The organism is Allohahella sp. A8 (assembly GCF_047946665.1).
GTDB lineage: Bacteria > Pseudomonadota > Gammaproteobacteria > Pseudomonadales > Oleiphilaceae > Allohahella.
The window spans coordinates 166,550-187,859 of the sequence record NZ_CP172312.1 but is presented as its reverse complement, the minus strand read 5'-3'; the positions used below and the strand labels follow the sequence as shown (position 1 = coordinate 187,859).

The following is a 21,310-nucleotide window of genomic DNA, read 5'->3' as shown; positions in this document are numbered from 1 at the left end:
TCTTAACTTTAACAACTTACGTCTCTTGACTGAGGGATCTGCCAATGACATTTGTAGTGACCGAAAACTGCATCAAATGTAAATATACCGATTGCGTTGAAGTCTGCCCAGTAGACTGTTTTTATGAAGGTCCGAACTTCCTTGTCATCGATCCCGACGAGTGCATCGACTGCGCATTGTGTGAGCCAGAGTGCCCCGCCAATGCCATCTTCTCTGAAGATGAACTGCCGGATGATCAGAAGGAGTTTATCGAGATAAACGCCGAGCTGGCTTCGAAGTGGGACAACATCACCGAGAAGAAAGATCCGCTGCCAGATGCTGAAGAATGGGACGGCAAGCCAAACAAGACGCCACTACTGGAACGTTAGAGGACACACACATGTTCAGAGCCATAGTCATCAACAAGAATAACGATACAAGCGCCGCCGCTGTCGAGTCAGTCGACGAGGCTGATTTGCCGGATGGCGAAGTTAGCGTAGACATCGACTATTCCACTCTGAACTACAAGGATGCGCTGGCCATTACAGGCAAAGCGCCTGTGGTCAGGAATTTCCCAATGGTGGCCGGTATCGACTTTGCCGGCACTGTGACTGCAAGCAACTCCTCCCGCTTCAAAGCAGGTGACAAGGTCATTCTGAACGGCTGGGGTGTGGGCGAGTCTCACTGGGGTGGTCTGTCCCAAAAGGCGCGTGTGAAGGCGGACTGGCTTGTCTCGTTGCCCGAGGCCTTGAGCACTTTTGACGCCATGGCATGTGGTACAGCTGGCTATACCGCAATGCTTTGCGTTCAGGCACTCGAGGCACAGGGTGTCAAACCTGAGGATGGCGAAATCGTCGTCACTGGCGCATCCGGCGGGGTTGGCAGTGTGGCCGTTTTTCTGCTGGCCAATCGTGGCTATCGCGTTGTTGCACTGACCGGGCGCATGCAGGAGGCCGACTATCTTCGTTCGCTCGGCGCAAGTGAGGTCATGGATCGCTCAGAGTTCTCCGAGAAAGGTCGCCCACTCGCACGCGAGCGGTGGGCTGGCGCGGTTGATGTCGCCGGCAGTCACACCCTCGCCAACGTGTGCGCCTCAACGAAATATCTAGGCACCGTGACCTGTTGCGGCCTTGCCCAGGGCATGGACTTTCCAGCATCTGTCGCACCTTTCATCTTGAGGGGCGTCAAGCTGATTGGTATCGACAGCGTCCAGTGCCCCGCGCCGATTCGTGAAAAAGCCTGGGCAGCGCTTGCTACCGAATGGAAGCCTGATTTACTGAAGTCGGTGACGAGCATCACCACGCTCGACAAGGCAATCAATGACGCGGCGCGTCTGCTGAACGGAGAAATCCGCGGCCGTCTGGTAGTGGATGTGAATAAGGCGTAAGTGCCTCAAGCCACTGCGGCAACCTGAAGCAGCTTCCTGATGGGCGCAAAGGATCGTCGATGCAAGGGGCAGATGCCATGCTGTTTCAGCGCATCCAGGTGCTGTGCTGTGGGATACCCCATATGCCGCTCAAAGCCATACTGCGGGTACTCTACGGCAGCCTTACACATCTGATCGTCCCTGTGCACTTTAGCTAGTATCGAGGCTGCCCCGATCGATTGAATACTGTCGTCTCCGCCAACGACTGCCGTCGCTGGTATAGACAGATTTGGCAGTCGGTTGCCGTCAACAAAGGCGTGCTCGAGACGGATCAACAGATCTTGAGGCAAGGCTGCTAATGCGCGCTCCATGGCCAGCATACTGGCATGAAGAATATTGATCCGGTCTATCTCCTCAATATCGGCTTCCCCAATGGCGAATCCTATAGCCGTGGTGCGAATCTCACTGCAGAGCAGAACTCGGTTCTTCGCGCTCAGCTTCTTCGAATCACGTACACCTACAATCTGCTGTGACTCGTACATCACCACAGCGGCCGCAACCACCGACCCCGCCAATGGGCCGCGACCAACTTCATCGAGTCCAACTATCAGTCTACCCATCGGCTCAGGCCTTCCTTGTCTTGTCCAGTATTTCGGTTTTAATCGCTTTCGCAGCACGCTCGCTGGCATTGCAGTGAATCTGTTTGTGCAGCGAACGAAATCGCTGCTTCAGCATGGCAGCCCTGGAGGCTTCAGTCTCTCTCAGCAATGCTTCCGCGATCCGCTCCGGGGTGACCTCATCCTGGATGAGCTCGGGCACGAGCGCTTCATCCGCCAGCAGGTTTGGCAAGGCTATGTATTTTGATTTCATCAGGCGCTTCATGATCCAGTAAGTCGGTCTGGCCAAACGATAGGCCACAACCATTGGACGCCCAACCAGCATGGCTTCGAGACTCGCCGTGCCAGATGCGAGGATGACGCCATCAGCAGCCTGCAAGGCTATCCTGGCCTGGCCCTGTAGCACACGTACGGACTGATCAGCTGTTAGATCGGGGAACGCCTTCAGTAGGTAGTGCAATTGCGATTCCCGAATTGCATTCGCTGCAGGAATCAGAAAAACAGCGGCGGGATTCTTTCGCTTGAGTACGCGCGCAGCTTGTAGAAACACAGTGCCGAGACGGCTCACTTCACTGCCCCTGGAACCCGGAAGGATGGCATAAACGGGTCCCGAAGTGTCGCTACTGAGGCCGAGCTGCGCACGCGCAGGCGCCGGCTCGAGTCCAAGTGCGATCTCATCCGCCAGTGGGTGACCGACAAATGCCACTGGCACTTGCCATCGCTCGTAGAAGGCTGCTTCAAAAGGCAGCAAGGTCAGCATGAGATCCACCGAGCGCTTGATGCCATGAATCCGCCCCTGACGCCAGGCCCAAACAGACGGACTTACGTAATGCACGGTAGGAATACCCGCTCGTTTGATCTTGTTGGCAAGCCGAAGATTGAAATCTGGTGCATCGATACCGATGAAGATGTCAGCTTTCCAGCCGACAAAATAAGCAAGCAACCTCGCTCTGAGCTCGAAGAGCTGTGGCAGGCTATCCAGCACCTCAACCAGCCCCATAATTGACAGGTGTTCCATCGGGAACAGTGATTCGCAGCCAGCGCCCTGCATAAGCGGCCCACCCATGCCGCCAAATTCGGCATCTGGATATTGCGCCCGCAAGGCATGAATGAGACCCGCGCCGAGTAAATCACCGGAGGCCTCACCTGCAACAATGGCGATTCTCAAGAAGCCCCCTTCATGCTCGATAAATTTGCTTAACGTACGATTCCGCGAGTGGCGCGCTTGAGACTGGCAATGAACACTTTCAATTCGGCCGACTCATTGTCGGCATCGAGCTTATCGAGTTCCACAATGGCCTGCTCGAAAGTCAGACCGCCACGGTAGAGCGTCTTGTAAGCCTTGCGCAGGATTGCTACCGATTCACTGCTGACATCGCGCCGGCGCAATCCTTCGGTATTGAGCCCGTGCGCCGTGGCGGACTGCCCTCCAGCCATGACATAAGCGGGCACGTCCTTCAGCACTATACTGCCACCAGCACACATGCTCTGCGTGCCGATGTGGCAAAACTGGTGAACCAGGGTGCCGCCGCCGAGTATCGCGAAGTCGTCGACCCGAACGTGCCCAGCGATGGTGGCCAGGTTGGCAAGGATGGTACCGTTGCCTACCACACAGTCATGAGCGACATGAGAGGAGGCCATGAACAGGTTGCCATTGCCAATAGTGGTCTCTCCGCGATCCTGCACAGTTCCACGATGGATACTGCAGTACTCACGAATTATGTTGTCGTCACCCATGATGAGCCGTGTTGGCTCACCGTTGTACTTCTTGTCCTGACAGTCTTCGCCAACACTGGCAAATTGATAGATATGGTTGTTGCGGCCAATGACGGTCGGGCCGCCTATGACGACATGAGAGGCAACGACCGTTCCAGCACCGATTTCAACTTCGGGCCCGATCACGGTGAACGGCCCGATACTGACGCTCGGATGAATCCGGGCTGAAGGGCTGACAATTGCCTGCTCGTGGATTGTCATGCCAGTTTTCTCTCCGCTGTGAGAATTTCGGCGCTGCAGACAAGAACACCGCCTACATCCGATGTGCAGTAGAACTTCCAGATACCCCGACGGTCGGTAACATAACTGGCGTGCAGGTTCAGCTGGTCGCCGGGTACTACAGGCTTCTTGAAGCGCACCTTGTCCGTACCAGCCAGATAGTAAGTGACACCATCCGCCGGTTTCTGATCTGTGGTGAGAAAGCCGAGAATACCTGCCACCTGCGCCATGGCCTCAACAATAAGAACACCAGGCATAATTGCGTAATCAGGGAAGTGTCCCTGAAAGTAGGGCTCATTATGGGTGACGTTCTTGAGCCCCGAGATTGTTTTCCCAAGCTCATAGCTCGTTACCCTGTCTACCAGCAGGAAGGGATAGCGATGCGGAAGATACTCGCGAATATCAACGTTTTCCATGTCAGTTACTCTGCCTTTTTCGTCACGATCCGCTATCGTTGCTCAATGCGCTCACGAAGCTCACGGACCTCTTTCTCAAGATTAATTAGCGTTCGAATGTACCCGTCCAATTGTCGGAAGCGAGCCACATTCCGGCGCCAGTTGGAATTCGGCTCGACTGCAGTGCCCGACGAATAAACGCCAGGGCTACTGATGTCCTTGGTTACCAGCGTCATGCCGGTAATGTTCACCTGATCGCAGATCGTGAGGTGACCGGCTATGCCGACACCACCACCGATCATGCACATTTTGCCTACTTTCGTACTGCCTGCTATGCCAACACAGGCTGCCAACACGGTGTGATCACCGATCTCGACGTTATGCGCGATCTGTATCTGATTGTCCAGTTTGACCCCATCACCGATCACGGTGTCATCAAGTGCGCCCCGGTCGATGGTGGTACCGGCGCCTATTTCGACGTCGGATCCGATTCTGACGCCACCGAGCTGTTCGATCTTGATGAAACTGCCCTTATGCGGCGCAAACCCAAAGCCATCCGAGCCGACCGTGCAGTGACTATGTATGATACTTCTATCGCCGATAGTCACATCGTGATAGATGCTTGCCTGCGGATAGATCAGCACATCTCTGCCGATACGACTGCGCGAGCCAACCGTCGTTCCGGCGGCTATACGTGCACCGTCACCTATCTCCACGCCACTCCCAATCACGACGTTTGGTCCGATACAGACGCCCTGCCCCAGCGTCGCATCATCGGCAATGCGGGCACTCGGATGGATACTGGGCGAATCCGGATTCGAAACACCAGCTTGATCGCCGAATAACAGGATCGTTTTATCGTGACTGAACAGGTGGGTCAGTTTTGCATAGGCGGCGTAAGGATCGGAAGTCACAAAGCAAGGCACTGGACTTTCTTCAGCGTGCTGCGGTTTCAGGATGACCGCAAGCGCGCCAGTCGTCTTCAGTTGCGAAAGATACTGATCGCTGGCCAGAAAGGCGATGTGCTGCTCCCCAGCCTTAACAAGAGTGGCCAGCCCCATCACAGGACTCGACAGCAGCGCACGGGCGTGCCCCGCGCCTGATACCGGCGCAGGAGTAAGAGGGAGATCAAGATGATCAGCAACATCAGACAGGGTAATCGTCATACACAAAAAACCGCTAGTCAGTCTGACAGGCGCGAGCCTGCGGGTGCATATGAACCTACTGCTTGTTGAGCTCTTCGATCAGCTTGTCAGTGATGTCTAGCGCTGGCGCCGAGAAAACAGCAACGGTTTTGGGCAGGACAAGATCGAGGTCATTGTCGGCTGCAAGTTTCTTGATAGCAGCATCGACCTTGGGCTTTGACTGGTTTACGAAAAGTTCTTCACGCTTCGCGACCGAGTTCTGGAACTTGTTCTTCAGAAAGTTGAATTCCTGCACTTTCTCTTCGAGTTCCGCCTGTGCCTTTTCCTTTTCGCTCTCGCTCATGATGGCGCCATCTTTCTGCAGACGCTGCTGCAGTTTCTGCGCCTCTTCCCCTACCTTCCGGATGCGCGCGTCGTCATCAGCGAAGTCTTTTTCCATCTGGGTGGAAAATGATTTGGCCGATTCCGAACCAAGAAGAGCGGCACGGAGGTCGATGATGCCGATCTTGGTTTCCGCAGCGGCCATTCCCGCCACAGACAGAAGTGAGCAGGTGAGTACAAGTCTTTTCAAAAACATACAGCTACCTTCGTTGAATATGAAGTTGTCACTGACTGGCAATTCCAGAAAGTGTACCCCTTTCCCGGGCGTGGGGCTATGTCCTGTGAAATCAGACTCATAGCGTCTGGCCAAGCAGAAACTGGAAGAACTGAGGGCGGTCGCCATCCTTGTCGTTGAAGGCACGCGCCACACTGAAACTCAGAGGGCCGATAGGGGTGATCCAGGAAAGCGATAGTCCCGCCGCAAACCGCAGCTCGTCCAGTTCCGGATCGAAACTTCGATCTGTATCGAATACGTTTCCGCCGTCGATAAATACGGTTGATCTGACCTGGGACCGGTCTTCCAGGAAGATGAACGGCACTATGAGCTCAAGCGACCCTTCGATTTGTAGATTGCCGCCGAATGGATCGGGGCGATCAATGGAGCCCTCTGGAGGCGTGCTTTTCGCACCTAGCGAATTCGGCCGATAACCGCGCACGGAACCGATGCCGCCACTGTAGTAGTGCTCGAAGAAAGGCAGGTCGTCAACGTTACCGAAGCCCGCGCCATAGCGGATATCGCCACGCGTTCTGAAAACCCACTCATGATCATCGCTGAGCGGGAAGTAGACGTTGGCACCATAGCCAGTCTTGTAGAACGTGAAATCACTTACTTCGGGAAGGATTACCCTGAGACTTACGCGCTGTGAGGTACCCGATGTCGGGAAGAGTCCGCGGTTGAGCGTCGACCGTCGCCATTGCGCCGTAACGTCGAAAAAGTCATAGCTATCGCCGTACTCCTCAAGGAAGCTCTCTATTTCCACGACCGGACGATCAACCTGAATCTTTGTATGGGTATAACCAACGCCAAAATTCAGCCTGGAATAGCGATCTATCGGGTAACCAAAGTTGACCCCGCCACCAACACTGTCTTCTATATACGAGGTCAACTCGGTGTTGCTATCGCTCAGATCGGTTTCTCTGTAGAAGAGGTTGAAACCCCGGCTAACCCCATCGACCGTGTAGTAGGGGTTGGTGTAGTTGAAGTTTGCACTACGAACTGTATCGCTGCGATTTACCCCGAATGACACCTGACGGCCAGTACCCAGGAAGTTGTTCTCCGATACACTGGCACCCAGTACCAGACCACTGGTGCTGTAACCAAGACTGGCCGAAAGACTGCCAGTGGATTGCTCTTCGACCGCATAATTGACGTCGATCTGATCGTCGGTGCCAGGTACCAGAGGCGTTTCAACAGTGACAGTCTTGAAGAAGCCAAGCCGCTCCAGCCGCGCCTTCGAAGATTCGATGAGGTCGGTTGACGCGGCAGCGGCTTCCATCTGCATCATTTCCTGACGCAACACTTCATCGCTCGTAGTGATATTGCCACGGAAATTGATCCGCCTGACATAGGTTCTTCGGCCGGGCTCGACAAAAAAGGTCACTGAAGCCGTGTTGTCATCATGAGGCTCAGGTATCGCATTGACATCGGCAAAGGTGTAACCATCATTGCCCAGTCTCTTGGCGATGATGTCTGACGTGTACGTTAACAACTGTCGCGAAAAGACATCGCCTTCCTTGATCACAATCAGCTTGCGCAGCTCTGCCTCGTCGATCTTCAGGTCGCCCCGCAAAGCAATATCCCTGATGGTGAAGCGCTCACCTTCGTCGACATTGACCGTGATATAGACGTTTTCCCGATCCCGGGAAACCGAGACCTGCGTGCTTTCTATGCTGAACTTGATGAAGCCACGATCAAGATAATACGACGTGATCTTTTCTATATCGCCGTTGAGCTTCTGCTTGCTGTACTTGTCACTACCGAAAATAGAGGCCCAGAAGCCGGTTGTTTCAAGCTCCATCAGTTCCCGCAGCGTTTCGTCATCGTAGGTCTTGTTGCCGACGAAATTGATATGGGCGATAGATGAAACTGGTCCTTCCTTGATCTTGATGTCTATGCGAACCCGGTTGCGCTCCTGTTCCGTAATGCCAGCGTCGACAGAGGCGTTATATCGTCCCTGTGCGATGTAGCTCTGCAGGATCTCAAGCTCTATCCGCTCAAGGGTGGAGCGCTGAAGCACTTCGCCCTCGGCCAACCCATTCGATTTCAGGCCCTCTAGCAAGTCCTCCGACGGCAGATTCTTGTTTCCTTCGATCTCAATTTTACTGATCGATGGCCGCTCATCGACCTTGAGAACCAGCACATCGGTGTCACGAAACACCTTGATGTCTGTGAACAGGCCAGTAGCAAACAAGCTTCGGGTAGCATCAGCGAGTTCCTCTGGCGTGAACTCGCGGCCCACCTGAAGCGGAAAAGCACTGAAGACACTACCGGCGGAGACCCGCTGCAGCCCCTCGACCCGGACATCCTTGACTACGAATGTTTCGATAGCCGCCACAGAGGTCGCCGTAAGAATCAGCGCTAGAAAAGACAGAAAACGAAAAAATCTCATGAATAGAGGCTTACTTTGTTTTGAGGGTCGGGACAGATTCTCAACGCAGGTCGATAGCCGTCCTGCGGATCAGTCGCTTGAGCGTCTATCAATCGTTTTAACAAGCAATCATAGACGGGCGAAGTCATTGAATATTGCCAGCAGCATAACGCCACCGAGCAGCATCATGCCGAGGCGGATGCCCGCCATCTGGACACTTTCCGGCAGTGGTTTCCCACGAACGAGTTCTGCAAAATAATACAACAGGTGCCCGCCATCAAGTACCGGTACCGGCAGTAAATTCAGTACGCCGAGCATTATGCTCAGGTGAGCCAGGAAACTGATGAAGGCTTCAGAGCCAAAACCAGCCGACTGCCCGGCTGCTTTCGCAATTGTGATTGGCCCGCCGAGATTATCAGGCGAAATGGCTCCGACCACCAATTTCTTGAGAGAAGTCAGGATCATGGCAGCCATATCCGCTGTCTTCGCTACGGCCTCCCACAGTGCGTCGACAGGCCCATAACTGATTTCAATCAGCTTATCAGCGGGCCATTCTGGCACATCCACACTAGCTCCGATAAATCCCTGGCTGTCGCCGTTCACGATGCGTGACTCGGGTACGAGCATCGTCTGCTTGGTATCCCCACTTTCAAGCTGGCGGTACTCGATATCAAGAGGTTTTTCCGGCGAGGCCTGTATGAATTGCACCAGTGCATCCCAGGTTTCGACCTGGATACCATTGACAGAGGTGATCAGGTCGCCCGGGGCCAGGCCCGCCTGCTCAGCTCGCCCACCCTCTACCACAGTTTCTATTCGTGGCGTGATCGCCGGGCGCCATGGTGAGATACCCAGCGCCTGAAGAGGATTGGGATCACGCTCCCCGCTCAACCAATCAGACACAGGCAAACTGAACTCACGTGAGGCGCCGTCAGTATCTTGGGTGGCCAACCGGATACTGCCACTGTCGCCAAGGCGATCAATGAGCTGCAGATTGACTTCAGACCAGTCGTTAGTAGGCTTTCCATCGACAGCGACGATGGTGAGCTCCGGAGTGAGACCACGCCTGTCAGCAACCGAGTCCTTTTCAATCTGGCCGGTCAGAGGCTTCACGGCCTGAACACCGACTACAAAGACGACCCAGTAAACGAGAATGGCAAAGAGGAAATTGGCCAGGGGTCCGGCCGCAGCTATAGCTATCCGCTGCTGCACAGGCTTTTGATTGAAGCTTTGCTCGAGCTCGGCATCCTCGACAGGCCCCTCTCGCTCATCGAGCATCTTGACGTAACCACCAAGCGGGATCGCTGCGATGACATACTCCGTCCCCGTAGCGCCGATGCGTTTCCAGATGGGCCGGCCGAAGCCTACTGAAAATCGGAGCACCTTGACGCCGCAGCGCCGGGCCACCCAGAAGTGGCCGAACTCGTGGATGGTCACAAGGATGCCCAGGGTGACGATCAGTGCAAGGGCGTTCTGAATGAAGGACATACCTGAAGAACCTGAATGCTGCTTGCTAAGAGAATCTACGCACGAGCTCTTCCGCGCAGACACGACTCCTGGCGTCGGCCTCGACGATAGCCTCCAGAGTCGAAGCTTCATGGATGATACATGAATCAAGACTCGCCTGTATTACTTTTGAGATATCCAGAAAGCCGATTCGCTGGTCGATAAAGGCTTGAACAGCAATCTCGTTGGCTGCATTGAGAACAGCCGGTGCAGCACCGCCAGCCTCAAAAGCTCTTCCAGCAAGACCCAAACATGGAAACGCCTCATGATCAGGCGCTTCGAAATGAAGGCCGTTCAACGCGAACAAATCAAGTCGCGCCGACCTGCTCCCGATCCTTCTTGGCCACCCCAGCGCCGAAGCAATGGGGGTCTTCATGTCTGGCGCGCCGAGCTGGGCGAGCACTGACCCATCAATAAATTCGACCATGGAGTGGATAATTGATTCGGGATGAATGACGACGTTGATCTGCGCCGGCGTGAGATCAAAGAGCCAGCAAGCCTCTATCAGCTCCAGGCCCTTGTTCATGAGAGTGGCCGAATCAATCGAGATCTTTTGTCCCATTTGCCAGTTTGGGTGCTTGCAGGCCTGTGCAAGCGTCACCTGCGCGAGACTCGCACGCCTCTGGCCACGGAACGGACCGCCAGAGGCAGTGAGGTGGATGCGGGAAATGCCGTTCCAAATCGTAGCAATTTGCTCGCCCGCACCAGGCACGGCTTGGGCGGTAGATTTACAGGCTACCGCCTGTTGTAACTGATCCGGCAGACACTGAAAGATGGCGTTGTGCTCGCTGTCGATTGGCAGTAGCGTCGCGCCGTGCTTCAACACCATATCCATGAGCACTGCGCCGCTCATGACAAGGGCTTCCTTGTTCGCGAGAAGGATACGCTTGCCATGACGGGCAGCCGTGAAGACCGAGGCCAGCCCGGCGGCACCAACTATGCCCGCGACGACAACATCGACCTCCGGCATCGACGCAACCTGCTCAAGCGCATTGGCACCGCGGAGTATTTCAGTGTCAGTCTCGGCACATACGCGCTGGAGTTCTTCGAACGAGTCGGCGACAACCGCACGGTCGTCAGCCCCACTGAGGACGGCGATGCGCGGCCTGAACTCGCGTACAATATCGGTGAGCGCCCGGACATTGTTGTGGGCGGTTACTGCAAAAAGCTCAAATGATTCAGGATTCTCGCGGATGACATCAAGGGTGCTAAAACCTATCGACCCGCTCGTCCCAAGAACAGCAACCCGCTCGCGTCGGCTCATCGAATATTCCCGCTCATCACTGCCCCGCCAGCCAGCCGCTTAACATCATCATGCACATGAACACAGGCGCTGCGGCGGTGACGCTATCGATACGGTCCATAATTCCGCCGTGCCCAGGCAGCAGCTTGCCACTGTCTTTCACACCGGCCACCCGCTTCATGAGACTTTCGGTCAGATCACCGACAACCGACAAAGCGGCAGCGAACAATGTGACAATAGTCAGCATGACCAGCCCCTGAAGCTCCACTCCGGTGGCCAATGCCACGCCAACTGGCAGCACCAGTACCGCGATCAATCCGCCTACCAGGCCTTCGATTGACTTACCGGGGCTGACGCGAGGAGCCAGCTTTCGCTTACCAAAACGCTTCCCGGAAAAGTAAGCGCCGATATCAGCCAGCCACACGATTACAAAGATATAAAAAATCAACCACGCGCCAGACAACCCTGGCATACCATCGATCATGCTGACTCGTGCCTGCATAAGGGCCGCCCAAGCAGGCACCAGCACAAGGACACCTGCCAGCATGCGCAGACCGGGCTTGTTCCATAACGCCATACCCGAGGGGTAGATCTTCACCAGAACTGTACAGAGCAGCCACCAGAGCAAGCCTATGGTGAGGACCGGTGAGACCGGAAAGAATTGAAGCAGGTAGATAAGCGCCAGCACCATTGCGACATAGAGCCCCTTCTGCGGCGCACTGTGCAGACCCGACATAGCCCCTAGTTCCCAGGCGCCAAGCGCAAAAATGAACGCCAGAAACAGCGCAAACTGGTCCGGTGAAGTCGCAAAAAGGCCGAGACCGAAGACGGCCACCAGCACCAAGGCGGTGATGACCCGCTGTTTCAACATCGCAATGCTCCCTGCAGGCGGCCTATAAATCGATCCGCTGCGCTATTTGATCGTCGGTTTGTCCAAAACGGCGGATACGCTGACTGTAAGCTGCCAATGCGTCTCTCATCTGCTCGGTCTTGAAGTCTGGCCAGTAGACAGTACTGAAATAGAACTCCGAGTACGCCATTTGCCACAACATGAAATTGCTTATTCTCTGCTCATTCGCGGTTCTGATGCACAGGTCCGGTGGCGGCAGATCGCCAAGATAGAGATGCTGCTGGATCAGATCTTCGGTGATATCGCCGGGCTCCAGGCGCCCATCTCTGACCTGTTGCGCAATTTGGCGAACACTGTGAGTGATGTCCGCCCGGCCACCATAGTTGGCTGCTATGATCAGCGTCATTGCGGTGTTGCCGACCGTGAGCGCTTCAGCTTCAGCCATACTCATCTGCAGCCCCTTGGAGAAGGCCGAGCGGTCACCCATGATGCGTAGCCTGATATTGTTCCGATGCAGCTTTCGCACCTCACGCTTCAAGGCAATCAGAAACAGCCGCATCAAAGCATTGACCTCATCTTCAGGTCTTCGCCAGTTTTCGCTACTGAAAGCAAACAGTGTGAGATACCGAACGCCAGCTTGCGCACAGGTCTGAACGCAGGCGCGAACAGCTTCCACGCCAGCTTTGTGACCAGCGATCCCAGGCAATTTCCGCGCTTTGGCCCAACGATTGTTGCCATCCATAATGATTGCAACGTGCTCTGGCGGCCCACCAGAGCTGAGGGGTATTCCAGCTGATCCCATAAATCACTTCAGTCGGGGCCCGAGCGTACGCGCCGCAAGAAATTGCGGGCACCAGGACCGGAATAAGTTATTGCGCCCAGAGCGTACTCCGGAGCGGACGGAGTTAGACTTCCATCAAATCCTTTTCTTTATCGGCAAGAAGTTCGTCAACGCGCGCGACATATTTGTCCGTCATTTTCTGAACCTCATCAAGCGCCTTCTTCTCCTCATCTTCGCTGATCATCTTTTCCTTCAGCGCTTCCTTGATTTCGGAGTTAGCGTCGCGACGTGCGTTACGTACCGAGACTCTGGCATTTTCTGCCTCGGCCTTTGCCTGCTTTACATAATTTCTTCTGGTTTCTTCCGTGAGCGCCGGCATAGGTACGCGGATAACGCCCCCGGACGTCGAAGGATTCAGGCCCAGATCCGACTTCATTATAGCCTTCTCGACCTCGGGGACCATGTTCTTCTCCCAAGGTGTAACCATAAGAGTGCGGGCGTCTTCGACAGAGACGTTAGCCATCTGCGGCAGCGGCGTGTTGCTACCATAGTAGTTCACCATCACTGATGACAGGATATTAGGACTGGCGCGACCGGTCCGGATACGGCCGAAAGCATGGCCCAGCGCTTCTATGGCCTTCTGCATGCTGGCTTCAGCACTCTTCTTGATATCATTTAGCATTGCTCGCTCCTCGCTCTATCAGCGTTCCTTCGTCCTCTCCGAGCACGATTTTAGTCAGTGCACCCGCTTTGTTCATGTTGAATACTCGAACCGGCATTCCATGGTCGCGACACAAACAAATCGCTGTAAGATCCATGACGCCGAGTTTCTTGTCGAGCACTTCGTCGTAGGTCAGTCTGTCGTATTTCTTCGCATCTGGATACTGCATTGGATCCGCGGAAAATACGCCATCCACTTTAGTGGCCTTGAGTACGCAATCCGCGTCGACTTCGATGCCACGCAAGCAAGCAGCGGAGTCTGTTGTGAAGAATGGATTACCTGTGCCGGCGCAGAAAATGACAACGTCACCTTCACGTAAGTCTCTGATTGCCCGCCGCCGATCATAATGCTCAACGATGCCACTCATCGGAATCGCAGACATGATTCGCGTGGTAATGTTCGAGCGCTCCAGGGCGTCACGCATCGCGAGTGAGTTCATCACGGTCGCCAGCATACCCATGTGATCTCCAGTGACGCGATCCATTCCGGCGGCTTGCAGTGACGCGCCCCGGAACAGATTCCCACCACCGACCACGAGGCCAACTTGAACGCCGATGCCGACCAGCTGCCCGATCTCGAGGGCCATGCGGTTGAGCACTTTCGGGTCGATGCCGAAATTGCCGTCACCCATGAGCGCCTCACCGGAAAGTTTGAGCAGAACCCTGCGGTATTTTGACTGAGTAAGACTCTCTTGCGGCATACAGATGGATCCTTGGACTGGGAAAAATAAAAACTGTGTCGTCGCCTGCCTGGGCACTACACAAAAAAAAGGCGGTCACAGAATAGCTGCGCCCGCCGATTTTCTGAAGCGATTCCTCAGCCTTTAAGCTGTGCTGCCACTTCTGCAGCAAAATCGACTTCTTCTTTCTCTATGCCTTCGCCAACTTCAACACGCGCCATTGAGGTCACTGACGCGCCCTGCTTCTTGGCCAATGCGCCGACCTTGATGTCAGGATCCTTGACGAACGCCTGCTCGAGCAGGCTGATCTCGGCCAGGTATTTGCTGATACGACCTTCAACCATCTTTGCGATGATTTCAGCAGGCTTGCCGCTCTGCTCTGCCTGGGCAGAGTAGATTTCACGCTCCTGGTTGATCAGCTCTTCGCTAACGTCTTCCTTGCTGATAACCAGGGGGTTGACGGCAGCTACATGCATGGCGATGTCCTTCGCCAGCTCGGCATTGCCACCCTTCAGACCGATAAGCGTCGCGATACGGTTGTTGCTGTGAACGTAGGCACCGACGACTTCAGCTTCCACGGTCACGATTCTGCGAACGTTGATATTCTCGCCAATCTTTTGAACCAGCGCTTCACGCTTGCTCTCCAGATCGCCCTGCATAACTGCAGCTACGTCGGTCTGCCGATCGGCAAAGGCCTTGTCAGCAACTTCGTTGCAGAAATTGAGGAAGTTGTCATCACGAGCAACGAAATCGGTTTCGCTATTGATCTCGATGATCAGGCCAAAACCACCGTTGTCCGCTACGCGGGCGACGACAACGCCATCCGCTGAAACGCGACCGGCTTTCTTGGCGGCTTTCAGGCCGCTGCTCTTGCGGAGATTTTCTATTGCGAGCTCGATGTCACCATCAGCTTCAACGAGTGCCTTCTTGCACTCCATCATGCCGAGACTGGTGCGCTCTCTCAGCTCTTTGACCATAGATGCGGATATCGCAGCCATCTATAAGTTCCTCGTAGACTAATCGAAAAATAAGACAGATGGTGTGCAACGTCGCAACCATCTCTGAAATAAGTGCCAGGTGCGGCGTCGTGCAACGCTCACCTGGCCGTACCGACAAAGGCTCAGGCGCCTTCGGAAGCAGCCTGATCGCCAGCTGCGTCAGCAGTCTTACCTGCTTCCATGGCGTCATTGACTTCGATGAACTCATCTGCACTACCAGCACCTTCAGCCTGAGCTTCGAGACAGGCATCAGCGATGGCACCGATGTAGATCTGCAGCGCACGAATCGCATCATCGTTACCAGGGATGACAAAGTCGACACCGTCTGGATCGCTGTTGGTATCAACTATACCGACTACTGGAATGCCGAGCTTGTTGGCTTCCTTGATGGCAATACGCTCATGATCGACGTCGATCACGAACAGCGCATCTGGCAGACTGCCCATTTCCTTGATACCACCGATGCTGCGCTCGAGTTTCTCTCTCTCGCGGGTCAGCATGAGCGCTTCTTTCTTGGTCAGCTTCTCGAAAGTGCCATCGGTCTGCTGGCCTTCAAGCTCACGCAGTCGTTTGATTGACTGACGGATAGTCTTGTAGTTGGTCAGCATGCCGCCGAGCCAGCGGTGGTTGACGTAAGGCATGTTGCAGCGTTCAGCCTGCTCCTTGACGATCTTGCTGGCGGCGCGCTTGGTGCCGACGAACAGGATCTTGTTCTTGCGCTCTGCCAGGTTGTGAACGAACTGGAGTGCTTCGTTCAGCGCAGGGACGGTCTGCTCAAGGTTGATGATATGAATCTTGTTGCGTGCACCAAAGATATAGTGACGCATTTTCGGGTTCCAGAAACGGGTCTGGTGACCGAAGTGTGCACCTGCCTTAAGCAGGTCTCGCATTGAAACAGCAGCCATAACAATTGTACTCTCTAGTTCGGGTTTGGAACTTCCATGCTTCCCGGACATCAACCATCTTCTATTGACGGCACCCAATGTTCGTGTCGAAGCATGTGCGTATTTTCCCGGCGAGACGGCCCAGAGCAAGAACTCAGGACCCGACACCAAGACGGGAATTTTAGGGCGCGTTTTATACCATAGTACGAAGCGATACGCCAGCGTAACGGCATCTTGCCACACTGCCACTGGCTCTGCTCTCCCAGCGACCCCAGCCATTTGAAGCTTGCTGTAGCGCCTGAAGCACATGGAACTGACGGCCGGAACCAGCTAACATAGCCACATTACAGAGTCGAGGCGGGTCCAGCAGTCAACATGAAGGTCACTATCAAGAATCAGGAAGAGATTGAAGCCATGCGCGTTGCCGGCAGGCTCGCAGGAGAAGTGCTCGAGATGATCGGTGAGCACGTGGTGGCAGGCGCGACCACTGAAGACCTCGACCGGATCTGTCACGACTATATCGTCAATGTTCAGAAAGCCATTCCGGCACCTCTAAACTACAAGGGCTTCCCGAAGTCGATTTGCACCTCCGTGAATCATGTGGTTTGCCACGGCATACCGAGCGACAAGAAGGTTCTGAAAAACGGAGACATCATCAATATCGATGTCACCGTGATCAAGAATGGCTTCCATGGCGACACCAGCAAGATGTTTATCATCGGCCCGCCCGAACCCTCTACGGAACGGCTCATCCAGGTTACGCATGAGTGCATGTTCAAGGGCATAGAAATGGTCAGGCCCGGTGTTCGACTCGGTGACATTGGTCATGTCATCCAGACCCACGCCGAGAGTCACCACTATTCAGTCGTCAGGGAGTATTGTGGGCACGGCATTGGCAGGGTTTTCCATGAGGAGCCACAGGTCATGCATTACGGCCGACCTGGCACCGGCATGGCCCTGGTAGAAGGCATGACCTTCACCATCGAGCCAATGATCAACCAGGGCCGACGGGAGACAAAACTGCTGCCGGACAAGTGGACCGTCGTCACCAAGGACCGCAAGTTATCGGCTCAGTTCGAACACACCATACTGGTTACCAGCGACGGCTATGAAATACTGACGCTGCGTGACGAAGAGCGCACTCAGCGCTAGCGCTGCCAACCTCATGCCGAGCGCGCACGACACGGTCACACTGTCCCTGCAGGGCAACTCGCTGCCCAATGCGCCGGATCTGACTACGACCTTTGTGCTGCCTACCAGTATCGAGGCTGTCATAGAGCAGCTTCGTACGACCCTTCCAGACGCCAGCGCCATTCCAGAGCTGCGGAAGCAGTTGCAAAACGGCAATGAGCTGCTGTTCAGCTCGTTCGACTCGGGGCTCGATGTGCGCGCGCTCGTGGCTGCAAGGAGTGTGCTGGTGGACTCGGCCCTGCAGACGGTATGGAAGACCCTGCTGTCAGAAGTAGGCTCGCAGCTTTGCCTCATAGCGGTGGGCGGCTACGGTCGTGGCGAACTCTTCCCTTATTCCGACGTCGATCTGCTGATCCTCCTGCCTGAGCCCGACGCAACGGATCTTCAGGAGTCAGTTCTTGAGCAGAGTCTGAGCCAGTTGGTCGCGTCTTTCTGGGATCTCGGACTCGATATCGGCCACAGCGTACGCACACCAGACGAGTGCATCGAACAGGCCTCAGCTGACATCACCATAGCAACGAACCTCCTGGAAACACGTCTGCTCGCCGGCAGCTCTGATCTCTATTCCAGTCTGGTGATCAGAGCATTCAGTGATGAAAGCTGGACCAGCCGGGATTTCTATATCGCCAAGCGTTCGGAGCAGGCACAGCGACACAAGAAGTACGAAGACACAGAATACAACCTCGAACCAAACCTGAAGACCTCGCCCGGCGGTTTGCGTGATGTGCAGACCATCGGATGGATCAGCAAGCGATACTATGGTGGCATTGGCGGCTCGAGTCCTGACCGGAGCCAGGACGAACCTGTTACCGGGCTCAGCTTCGACAATGAGATCCACGAAGGCGAAATGCCGGATAACGTCGCGGGCACCATGCAGGACTCAGCCGACATAGGGCACTACAGCTTCCTGAACAGCAGTGAGTTCCGCGCACTCAAAGAGGCGGAGAATGTGCTCTGGTGGCTGAGATTCGGCTTGCACAGGATCTGTAGACGCAGCGAAAACAGGCTGCTGTTCGATCATCAACGCACGCTTGCGCTGATGACTCAGGACTCCGAGACAATTGCGGTCGAGGCGGTAGAGGCCATGATGCGAGAGTTCTACCTGCACAGCCAGAGTATCCAGGTACTCAACGATGTGATGCTGCAGCACTTCGATGAGGTGCACCGTAATTTCCACGAGACCGGTAGTGAAAACATCAGAGCCCTGAACCGGCGATTCCAGGTGCGCAATCTTTACATCGAAGCTGTGTCTCCAGACATCTTCCAGCAGCAGCCCTTCGCGCTGATTGAGGTTTTTCTCTTGCTGGCGCAGTACGAAAATGTGCTTGGCATTAGTGCGGATACCATTCGCGCCATTCGCGAAAATCTGCACCTCATCACGGAGCGCTTTTCCAGGGATCTGATCAACACTTCGCTCTTCATGGAAATTCTCAAGACACCCCACGAGCTATACAAGACGCTGGGTGCGATGAAGCGCTATGGCGTTCTTGGCCGGTATCTCCCGGCCTTTGGCCGTATCGAAGGCCAGATGCAGCACGACCTTTTTCATGTCTATACCGTCGACGTCCATACGCTGCATTTCATCGAGAACATCGACAGCCTTTTTCAGGAGAGCGGCAAGACGCGCTTCCCGAATGCGCATGATCTCGCTGCCAAGCTACCCAAGCGCGAGCTGCTGTACATCGCCGGCCTGTTCCATGATATCGCCAAGGGTCGCGGGGGCGATCACTCGGAACTCGGCGCAGAGGAAGTCCGGGAATTTGCCAGGCGTCATCAACTGAGTCAACGTGATACCTCTCTACTGGCCTGGCTGGTGGAAAACCACCTTATGATGTCCACGACCGCCCAGCGGCGTGATATCAGCGATCCCGTGGTCATTCACGAGTTTGCCCAGCGCTTCGACAGCAATATACACCTCGATTATCTCTACGCCATGACCGTGTGCGATATCGCCGCCACGAGCCCGAACCTGTGGAACTCCTGGCGCGCGGTGCTTCTGCAAAACCTCTACACCGAAACACGAGCGGCCCTGGCGCGCGGTAAGGGCAAGGCCATCAACCGAGAGGAGTGGATTGCCAGCACCCGCTCAGAGGTTCTGGAAATTCTGCTGGAGGATGAGGAATTTACCGAAGCACAGCTCTCAGCGCTCTGGAACCAGCTCGACGATGAATATTTCCAGCAGGACTCGACCCGCGACATTGCCAGCCAGACGGCGACCATTCTGCGTCATGGCGACAGTACAGCACCGCTTGTGAGTATCGAGCAGGCGCGTGGTGGGACGGCCGCCGGCTATCTGGAGGTGCTGGTGTACATGGAGGACAAGGAGAGGCTGTTTGCGGGCATCGCCTCTACTTTTGACAAACTGGACCTCGGGGTTCTAGAGGCACGTATATTTCAGGTCGAAGGTGGCCTGAGCCTGAGCCTGTTCATCGTCAGCGAGACCGACAGTCGCGATATGCTCATTCCCCGGCAGGATATTCTGAAGAATCTGATGGAGGTGCTCGACGCCATTCAGAATAATAGACCTCTGCCGCCGCCAAGACAGAACCGACGCACCTCACGTCAGCTACAGTACTTCAGTTTCCCCACAGAGGTGGTACTGAGCAATAATGCTGATACCATGCGCACCATACTCTCGGTCGTGACCCCGGATCGCTCTGGCGTCCTCGCCCGAATCGCTTCGGTGTTCGTCACGATGAATGTGCAGATATTGAGAGCACGAATCGCCACGCTTGGTGAGCGGGTCGAGGATAGTTTCGAAATCTGCGAACCGGATGACTCGCCACTGTCCAACCCTGAGCGCTGCACCGAGCTGCAGCAAATGCTCTGCGAAGTGCTTGATCGAGCCAACGAGAATGCTGCCTGAACAGGCGGCAGTAAGTTTTACCTCAAGACATGTACAGTTTTTAACCACTCAACAGGACCTCTCATGCTTCTATTCGGAATCGGTATCGCTGCTCGTAATAATTCTGGCGATCTTCTCGATACCCTGTATCCCCTGCCCCTGACCTTTGACGCTTCACTTGAAAGCGATGTCGCCACACTGGCCACGAAGCATTTCAAATTGACGCCAGAGCTGAGCTATCGCGAAATCACATTGGCGCAGGCAGACGCTTTCGCTGAAGCGCTGCAGCAATCGCATTCAGGCGAGGCCAATGCGGTGAGTGCGGCAGCCGAGGCATTGAGAGAAAGCGCACCGACAAACAGCATTGTTGTCGCGACACTTGTTGATGCCTCAAAAGCCGTGGCCAGCACACCGGACGCCTATCTGAGGCTGCAGGTGCTTTCTCACAGGTTGTCGAAGCCGCACACCATCAGCCTCGAGTCAGTGTTCGGCCAGCTCCCCAATGTGGCCTGGACCAGCGAAGGGCCAATCGATCTCCGTGAGCTACCGGCGAGACGGCTGGCAGCCCGAAGCAAGGGTCAGTGGCTGTCGGTCAAATCAGTCGACAAGTTTCCGCCCATGACAGATTACGTTGTTCCTGCTGGCGTTCGAATTGCTGACACGGCGCGGGTTCGGCTTGGCGCCTACATCGGGGAAGGCACCACGATCATGCACGAAGGCTTCGTCAACTTTAATGCCGGTACTGAAGGCACATCTATGATCGAGGGGCGTATCTCAGCTGGCGTCATGGTTGGCGAGGGCTCGGACCTCGGCGGTGGCTGCTCCACCATGGGTACATTGTCCGGCGGTGGAAAGATGATTATTTCGGTTGGCAAGCAGTGCCTGATAGGTGCCAATGCGGGCATCGGCATACCGCTTGGCGATCGCTGCATTGTCGAAGCTGGTCTTTATCTTACAGCTGGTGCGAAAGTTACGCTGATCGATAATGAGGGCCAGGCCCTGAAGGCTGTAAAAGCTCGCGAGCTGGCGGGTGAGAGCGATTTACAGTTCCGTCGCAACTCGCTGAACGGACGGATCGAGGCAGTCAGTAACAGGACTGTTGTAGAACTCAACAGCATGCTTCACAAGAACGATTGAACGGAAGACCTC

General features: G+C 55.2%; 20 protein-coding genes. 5 read left to right on the top strand and 15 right to left on the bottom strand.

All coding sequences use genetic code 11. From position 1 onward, the window contains the following. Positions 1-44 precede the first annotated feature (44 nt). Together fdxA and ACH3PB_RS00840 are read left to right on the top strand one after the other, a co-directional pair. Positions 45-368 (top strand): ferredoxin FdxA, encoded by a 324-nt coding sequence (gene fdxA / locus ACH3PB_RS00845; RefSeq protein ID WP_416397578.1) that lies wholly within the window; start codon positions 45-47, stop codon positions 366-368. Between the two features lie 11 nt (positions 369-379). Beyond that, positions 380-1,366, top strand: a complete 987-nt coding sequence (locus ACH3PB_RS00840) for an MDR family oxidoreductase (protein WP_416397577.1) — start codon at positions 380-382, stop codon at positions 1,364-1,366. A gap of 5 nt (positions 1,367-1,371) precedes the next feature. Here the strand turns inward: ACH3PB_RS00840 and rnhB are convergent, their stop codons facing one another. The 15 genes from rnhB to rpsB all read right to left on the bottom strand — a co-directional run bounded on the left by rnhB (position 1,372) and on the right by rpsB (position 16,146). Then, a complete protein-coding gene (gene rnhB, locus ACH3PB_RS00835) occupies positions 1,372-1,965 on the bottom strand; it encodes a ribonuclease HII (protein WP_416397576.1) in 594 nt (197 codons plus the stop codon). A gap of 4 nt (positions 1,966-1,969) precedes the next feature. Further along, positions 1,970-3,130: a lipid-A-disaccharide synthase gene (gene lpxB / locus ACH3PB_RS00830; protein ID WP_416397575.1), complete on the bottom strand. Its 1,161-nt coding sequence runs from the start codon at positions 3,128-3,130 to the stop codon at positions 1,970-1,972. Between the two features lie 29 nt (positions 3,131-3,159). Beyond that, complete coding sequence (lpxA, locus tag ACH3PB_RS00825) at positions 3,160-3,939, bottom strand: acyl-ACP--UDP-N-acetylglucosamine O-acyltransferase (protein WP_416397574.1); 780 nt, start codon at positions 3,937-3,939, stop codon at positions 3,160-3,162. Continuing rightward, positions 3,936-4,373, bottom strand: coding sequence for a 3-hydroxyacyl-ACP dehydratase FabZ (gene fabZ, locus ACH3PB_RS00820; RefSeq protein ID WP_416397573.1), 438 nt, complete (start codon positions 4,371-4,373; stop codon positions 3,936-3,938). The genes lpxA and fabZ overlap by 4 nt, the downstream gene beginning before the upstream one ends. Positions 4,374-4,405: 32 nt before the next feature. Then, positions 4,406-5,518, bottom strand: coding sequence for a UDP-3-O-(3-hydroxymyristoyl)glucosamine N-acyltransferase (gene lpxD / locus ACH3PB_RS00815; RefSeq protein ID WP_416397572.1), 1,113 nt, complete (start codon positions 5,516-5,518; stop codon positions 4,406-4,408). A 55-nt stretch (positions 5,519-5,573) separates the two neighbouring features. Then, a complete protein-coding gene (locus tag ACH3PB_RS00810) occupies positions 5,574-6,074 on the bottom strand; it encodes an OmpH family outer membrane protein (protein WP_416397571.1) in 501 nt (166 codons plus the stop codon). A 97-nt stretch (positions 6,075-6,171) separates the two neighbouring features. Beyond that, complete coding sequence (gene bamA / locus ACH3PB_RS00805) at positions 6,172-8,487, bottom strand: outer membrane protein assembly factor BamA (protein ID WP_416397570.1); 2,316 nt, start codon at positions 8,485-8,487, stop codon at positions 6,172-6,174. A gap of 108 nt (positions 8,488-8,595) precedes the next feature. After that, positions 8,596-9,951, bottom strand: coding sequence for an RIP metalloprotease RseP (rseP, locus tag ACH3PB_RS00800; protein WP_416397569.1), 1,356 nt, complete (start codon positions 9,949-9,951; stop codon positions 8,596-8,598). 25 nt (positions 9,952-9,976) lie between these two features. After that, positions 9,977-11,233, bottom strand: coding sequence for a 1-deoxy-D-xylulose-5-phosphate reductoisomerase (locus tag ACH3PB_RS00795; protein ID WP_416397568.1), 1,257 nt, complete (start codon positions 11,231-11,233; stop codon positions 9,977-9,979). A 16-nt stretch (positions 11,234-11,249) separates the two neighbouring features. Beyond that, positions 11,250-12,083 (bottom strand): phosphatidate cytidylyltransferase, encoded by an 834-nt coding sequence (locus ACH3PB_RS00790; protein WP_416397567.1) that lies wholly within the window; start codon positions 12,081-12,083, stop codon positions 11,250-11,252. A gap of 22 nt (positions 12,084-12,105) precedes the next feature. Beyond that, positions 12,106-12,864, bottom strand: coding sequence for an isoprenyl transferase (locus ACH3PB_RS00785; RefSeq protein ID WP_416397566.1), 759 nt, complete (start codon positions 12,862-12,864; stop codon positions 12,106-12,108). A gap of 103 nt (positions 12,865-12,967) precedes the next feature. Continuing rightward, positions 12,968-13,525, bottom strand: a complete 558-nt coding sequence (gene frr / locus ACH3PB_RS00780) for a ribosome recycling factor (RefSeq protein ID WP_416397565.1) — start codon at positions 13,523-13,525, stop codon at positions 12,968-12,970. Further along, positions 13,515-14,264, bottom strand: a complete 750-nt coding sequence (gene pyrH, locus ACH3PB_RS00775) for a UMP kinase (protein ID WP_416397564.1) — start codon at positions 14,262-14,264, stop codon at positions 13,515-13,517. The genes frr and pyrH overlap by 11 nt, the downstream gene beginning before the upstream one ends. Before the next feature lie 116 nt (positions 14,265-14,380). Then, positions 14,381-15,241, bottom strand: a complete 861-nt coding sequence (tsf, locus tag ACH3PB_RS00770; protein ID WP_416397563.1) for a translation elongation factor Ts — start codon at positions 15,239-15,241, stop codon at positions 14,381-14,383. A gap of 122 nt (positions 15,242-15,363) precedes the next feature. Next, positions 15,364-16,146, bottom strand: coding sequence for a 30S ribosomal protein S2 (gene rpsB / locus ACH3PB_RS00765; protein WP_416397562.1), 783 nt, complete (start codon positions 16,144-16,146; stop codon positions 15,364-15,366). 354 nt (positions 16,147-16,500) lie between these two features. On the opposite strand from rpsB, the gene map reads away from it, so the two are divergent. The 3 genes from map to ACH3PB_RS00750 all read left to right on the top strand — a co-directional run bounded on the left by map (position 16,501) and on the right by ACH3PB_RS00750 (position 21,298). Further along, positions 16,501-17,277 (top strand): type I methionyl aminopeptidase, encoded by a 777-nt coding sequence (gene map / locus ACH3PB_RS00760; RefSeq protein WP_416397561.1) that lies wholly within the window; start codon positions 16,501-16,503, stop codon positions 17,275-17,277. Further along, on the top strand, positions 17,252-20,182 hold the full coding sequence (glnD, locus tag ACH3PB_RS00755) for a [protein-PII] uridylyltransferase (protein WP_416397560.1): 2,931 nt from the start codon (positions 17,252-17,254) through the stop codon (positions 20,180-20,182). The genes map and glnD overlap by 26 nt, the downstream gene beginning before the upstream one ends. A gap of 63 nt (positions 20,183-20,245) precedes the next feature. Continuing rightward, positions 20,246-21,298 (top strand): DapH/DapD/GlmU-related protein, encoded by a 1,053-nt coding sequence (locus tag ACH3PB_RS00750; protein ID WP_416397559.1) that lies wholly within the window; start codon positions 20,246-20,248, stop codon positions 21,296-21,298. Positions 21,299-21,310: the final 12 nt, after the last annotated feature.

Bases quoted from the DNA above. Each gene is read 5' to 3' on its own strand.
- tsf (WP_416397563.1), bottom strand. From the start codon at position 15,241: ATGGCTGCGATATCCGCATCTATGGTCAAAGAGCTGAGAGAGCGCACC.
- ACH3PB_RS00840 (WP_416397577.1), top strand. From the start codon at position 380: ATGTTCAGAGCCATAGTCATCAACAAGAATAACGATACAAGCGCCGCC.
- rpsB (WP_416397562.1), bottom strand. From the start codon at position 16,146: ATGGCTGCTGTTTCAATGCGAGACCTGCTTAAGGCAGGTGCACACTTC.
- lpxD (WP_416397572.1), bottom strand. From the start codon at position 5,518: ATGACGATTACCCTGTCTGATGTTGCTGATCATCTTGATCTCCCTCTT.
- map (WP_416397561.1), top strand. From the start codon at position 16,501: ATGAAGGTCACTATCAAGAATCAGGAAGAGATTGAAGCCATGCGCGTT.
- frr (WP_416397565.1), bottom strand. From the start codon at position 13,525: ATGCTAAATGATATCAAGAAGAGTGCTGAAGCCAGCATGCAGAAGGCC.
- fabZ (WP_416397573.1), bottom strand. From the start codon at position 4,373: ATGGAAAACGTTGATATTCGCGAGTATCTTCCGCATCGCTATCCCTTC.
- ACH3PB_RS00790 (WP_416397567.1), bottom strand. From the start codon at position 12,083: ATGTTGAAACAGCGGGTCATCACCGCCTTGGTGCTGGTGGCCGTCTTC.
- rnhB (WP_416397576.1), bottom strand. From the start codon at position 1,965: ATGGGTAGACTGATAGTTGGACTCGATGAAGTTGGTCGCGGCCCATTG.
- ACH3PB_RS00810 (WP_416397571.1), bottom strand. From the start codon at position 6,074: ATGTTTTTGAAAAGACTTGTACTCACCTGCTCACTTCTGTCTGTGGCG.
- ACH3PB_RS00785 (WP_416397566.1), bottom strand. From the start codon at position 12,864: ATGGGATCAGCTGGAATACCCCTCAGCTCTGGTGGGCCGCCAGAGCAC.
- pyrH (WP_416397564.1), bottom strand. From the start codon at position 14,264: ATGCCGCAAGAGAGTCTTACTCAGTCAAAATACCGCAGGGTTCTGCTC.
- ACH3PB_RS00795 (WP_416397568.1), bottom strand. From the start codon at position 11,233: ATGAGCCGACGCGAGCGGGTTGCTGTTCTTGGGACGAGCGGGTCGATA.
- bamA (WP_416397570.1), bottom strand. From the start codon at position 8,487: ATGAGATTTTTTCGTTTTCTGTCTTTTCTAGCGCTGATTCTTACGGCG.
- fdxA (WP_416397578.1), top strand. From the start codon at position 45: ATGACATTTGTAGTGACCGAAAACTGCATCAAATGTAAATATACCGAT.
- rseP (WP_416397569.1), bottom strand. From the start codon at position 9,951: ATGTCCTTCATTCAGAACGCCCTTGCACTGATCGTCACCCTGGGCATC.
- lpxA (WP_416397574.1), bottom strand. From the start codon at position 3,939: ATGACAATCCACGAGCAGGCAATTGTCAGCCCTTCAGCCCGGATTCAT.
- ACH3PB_RS00750 (WP_416397559.1), top strand. From the start codon at position 20,246: ATGCTTCTATTCGGAATCGGTATCGCTGCTCGTAATAATTCTGGCGAT.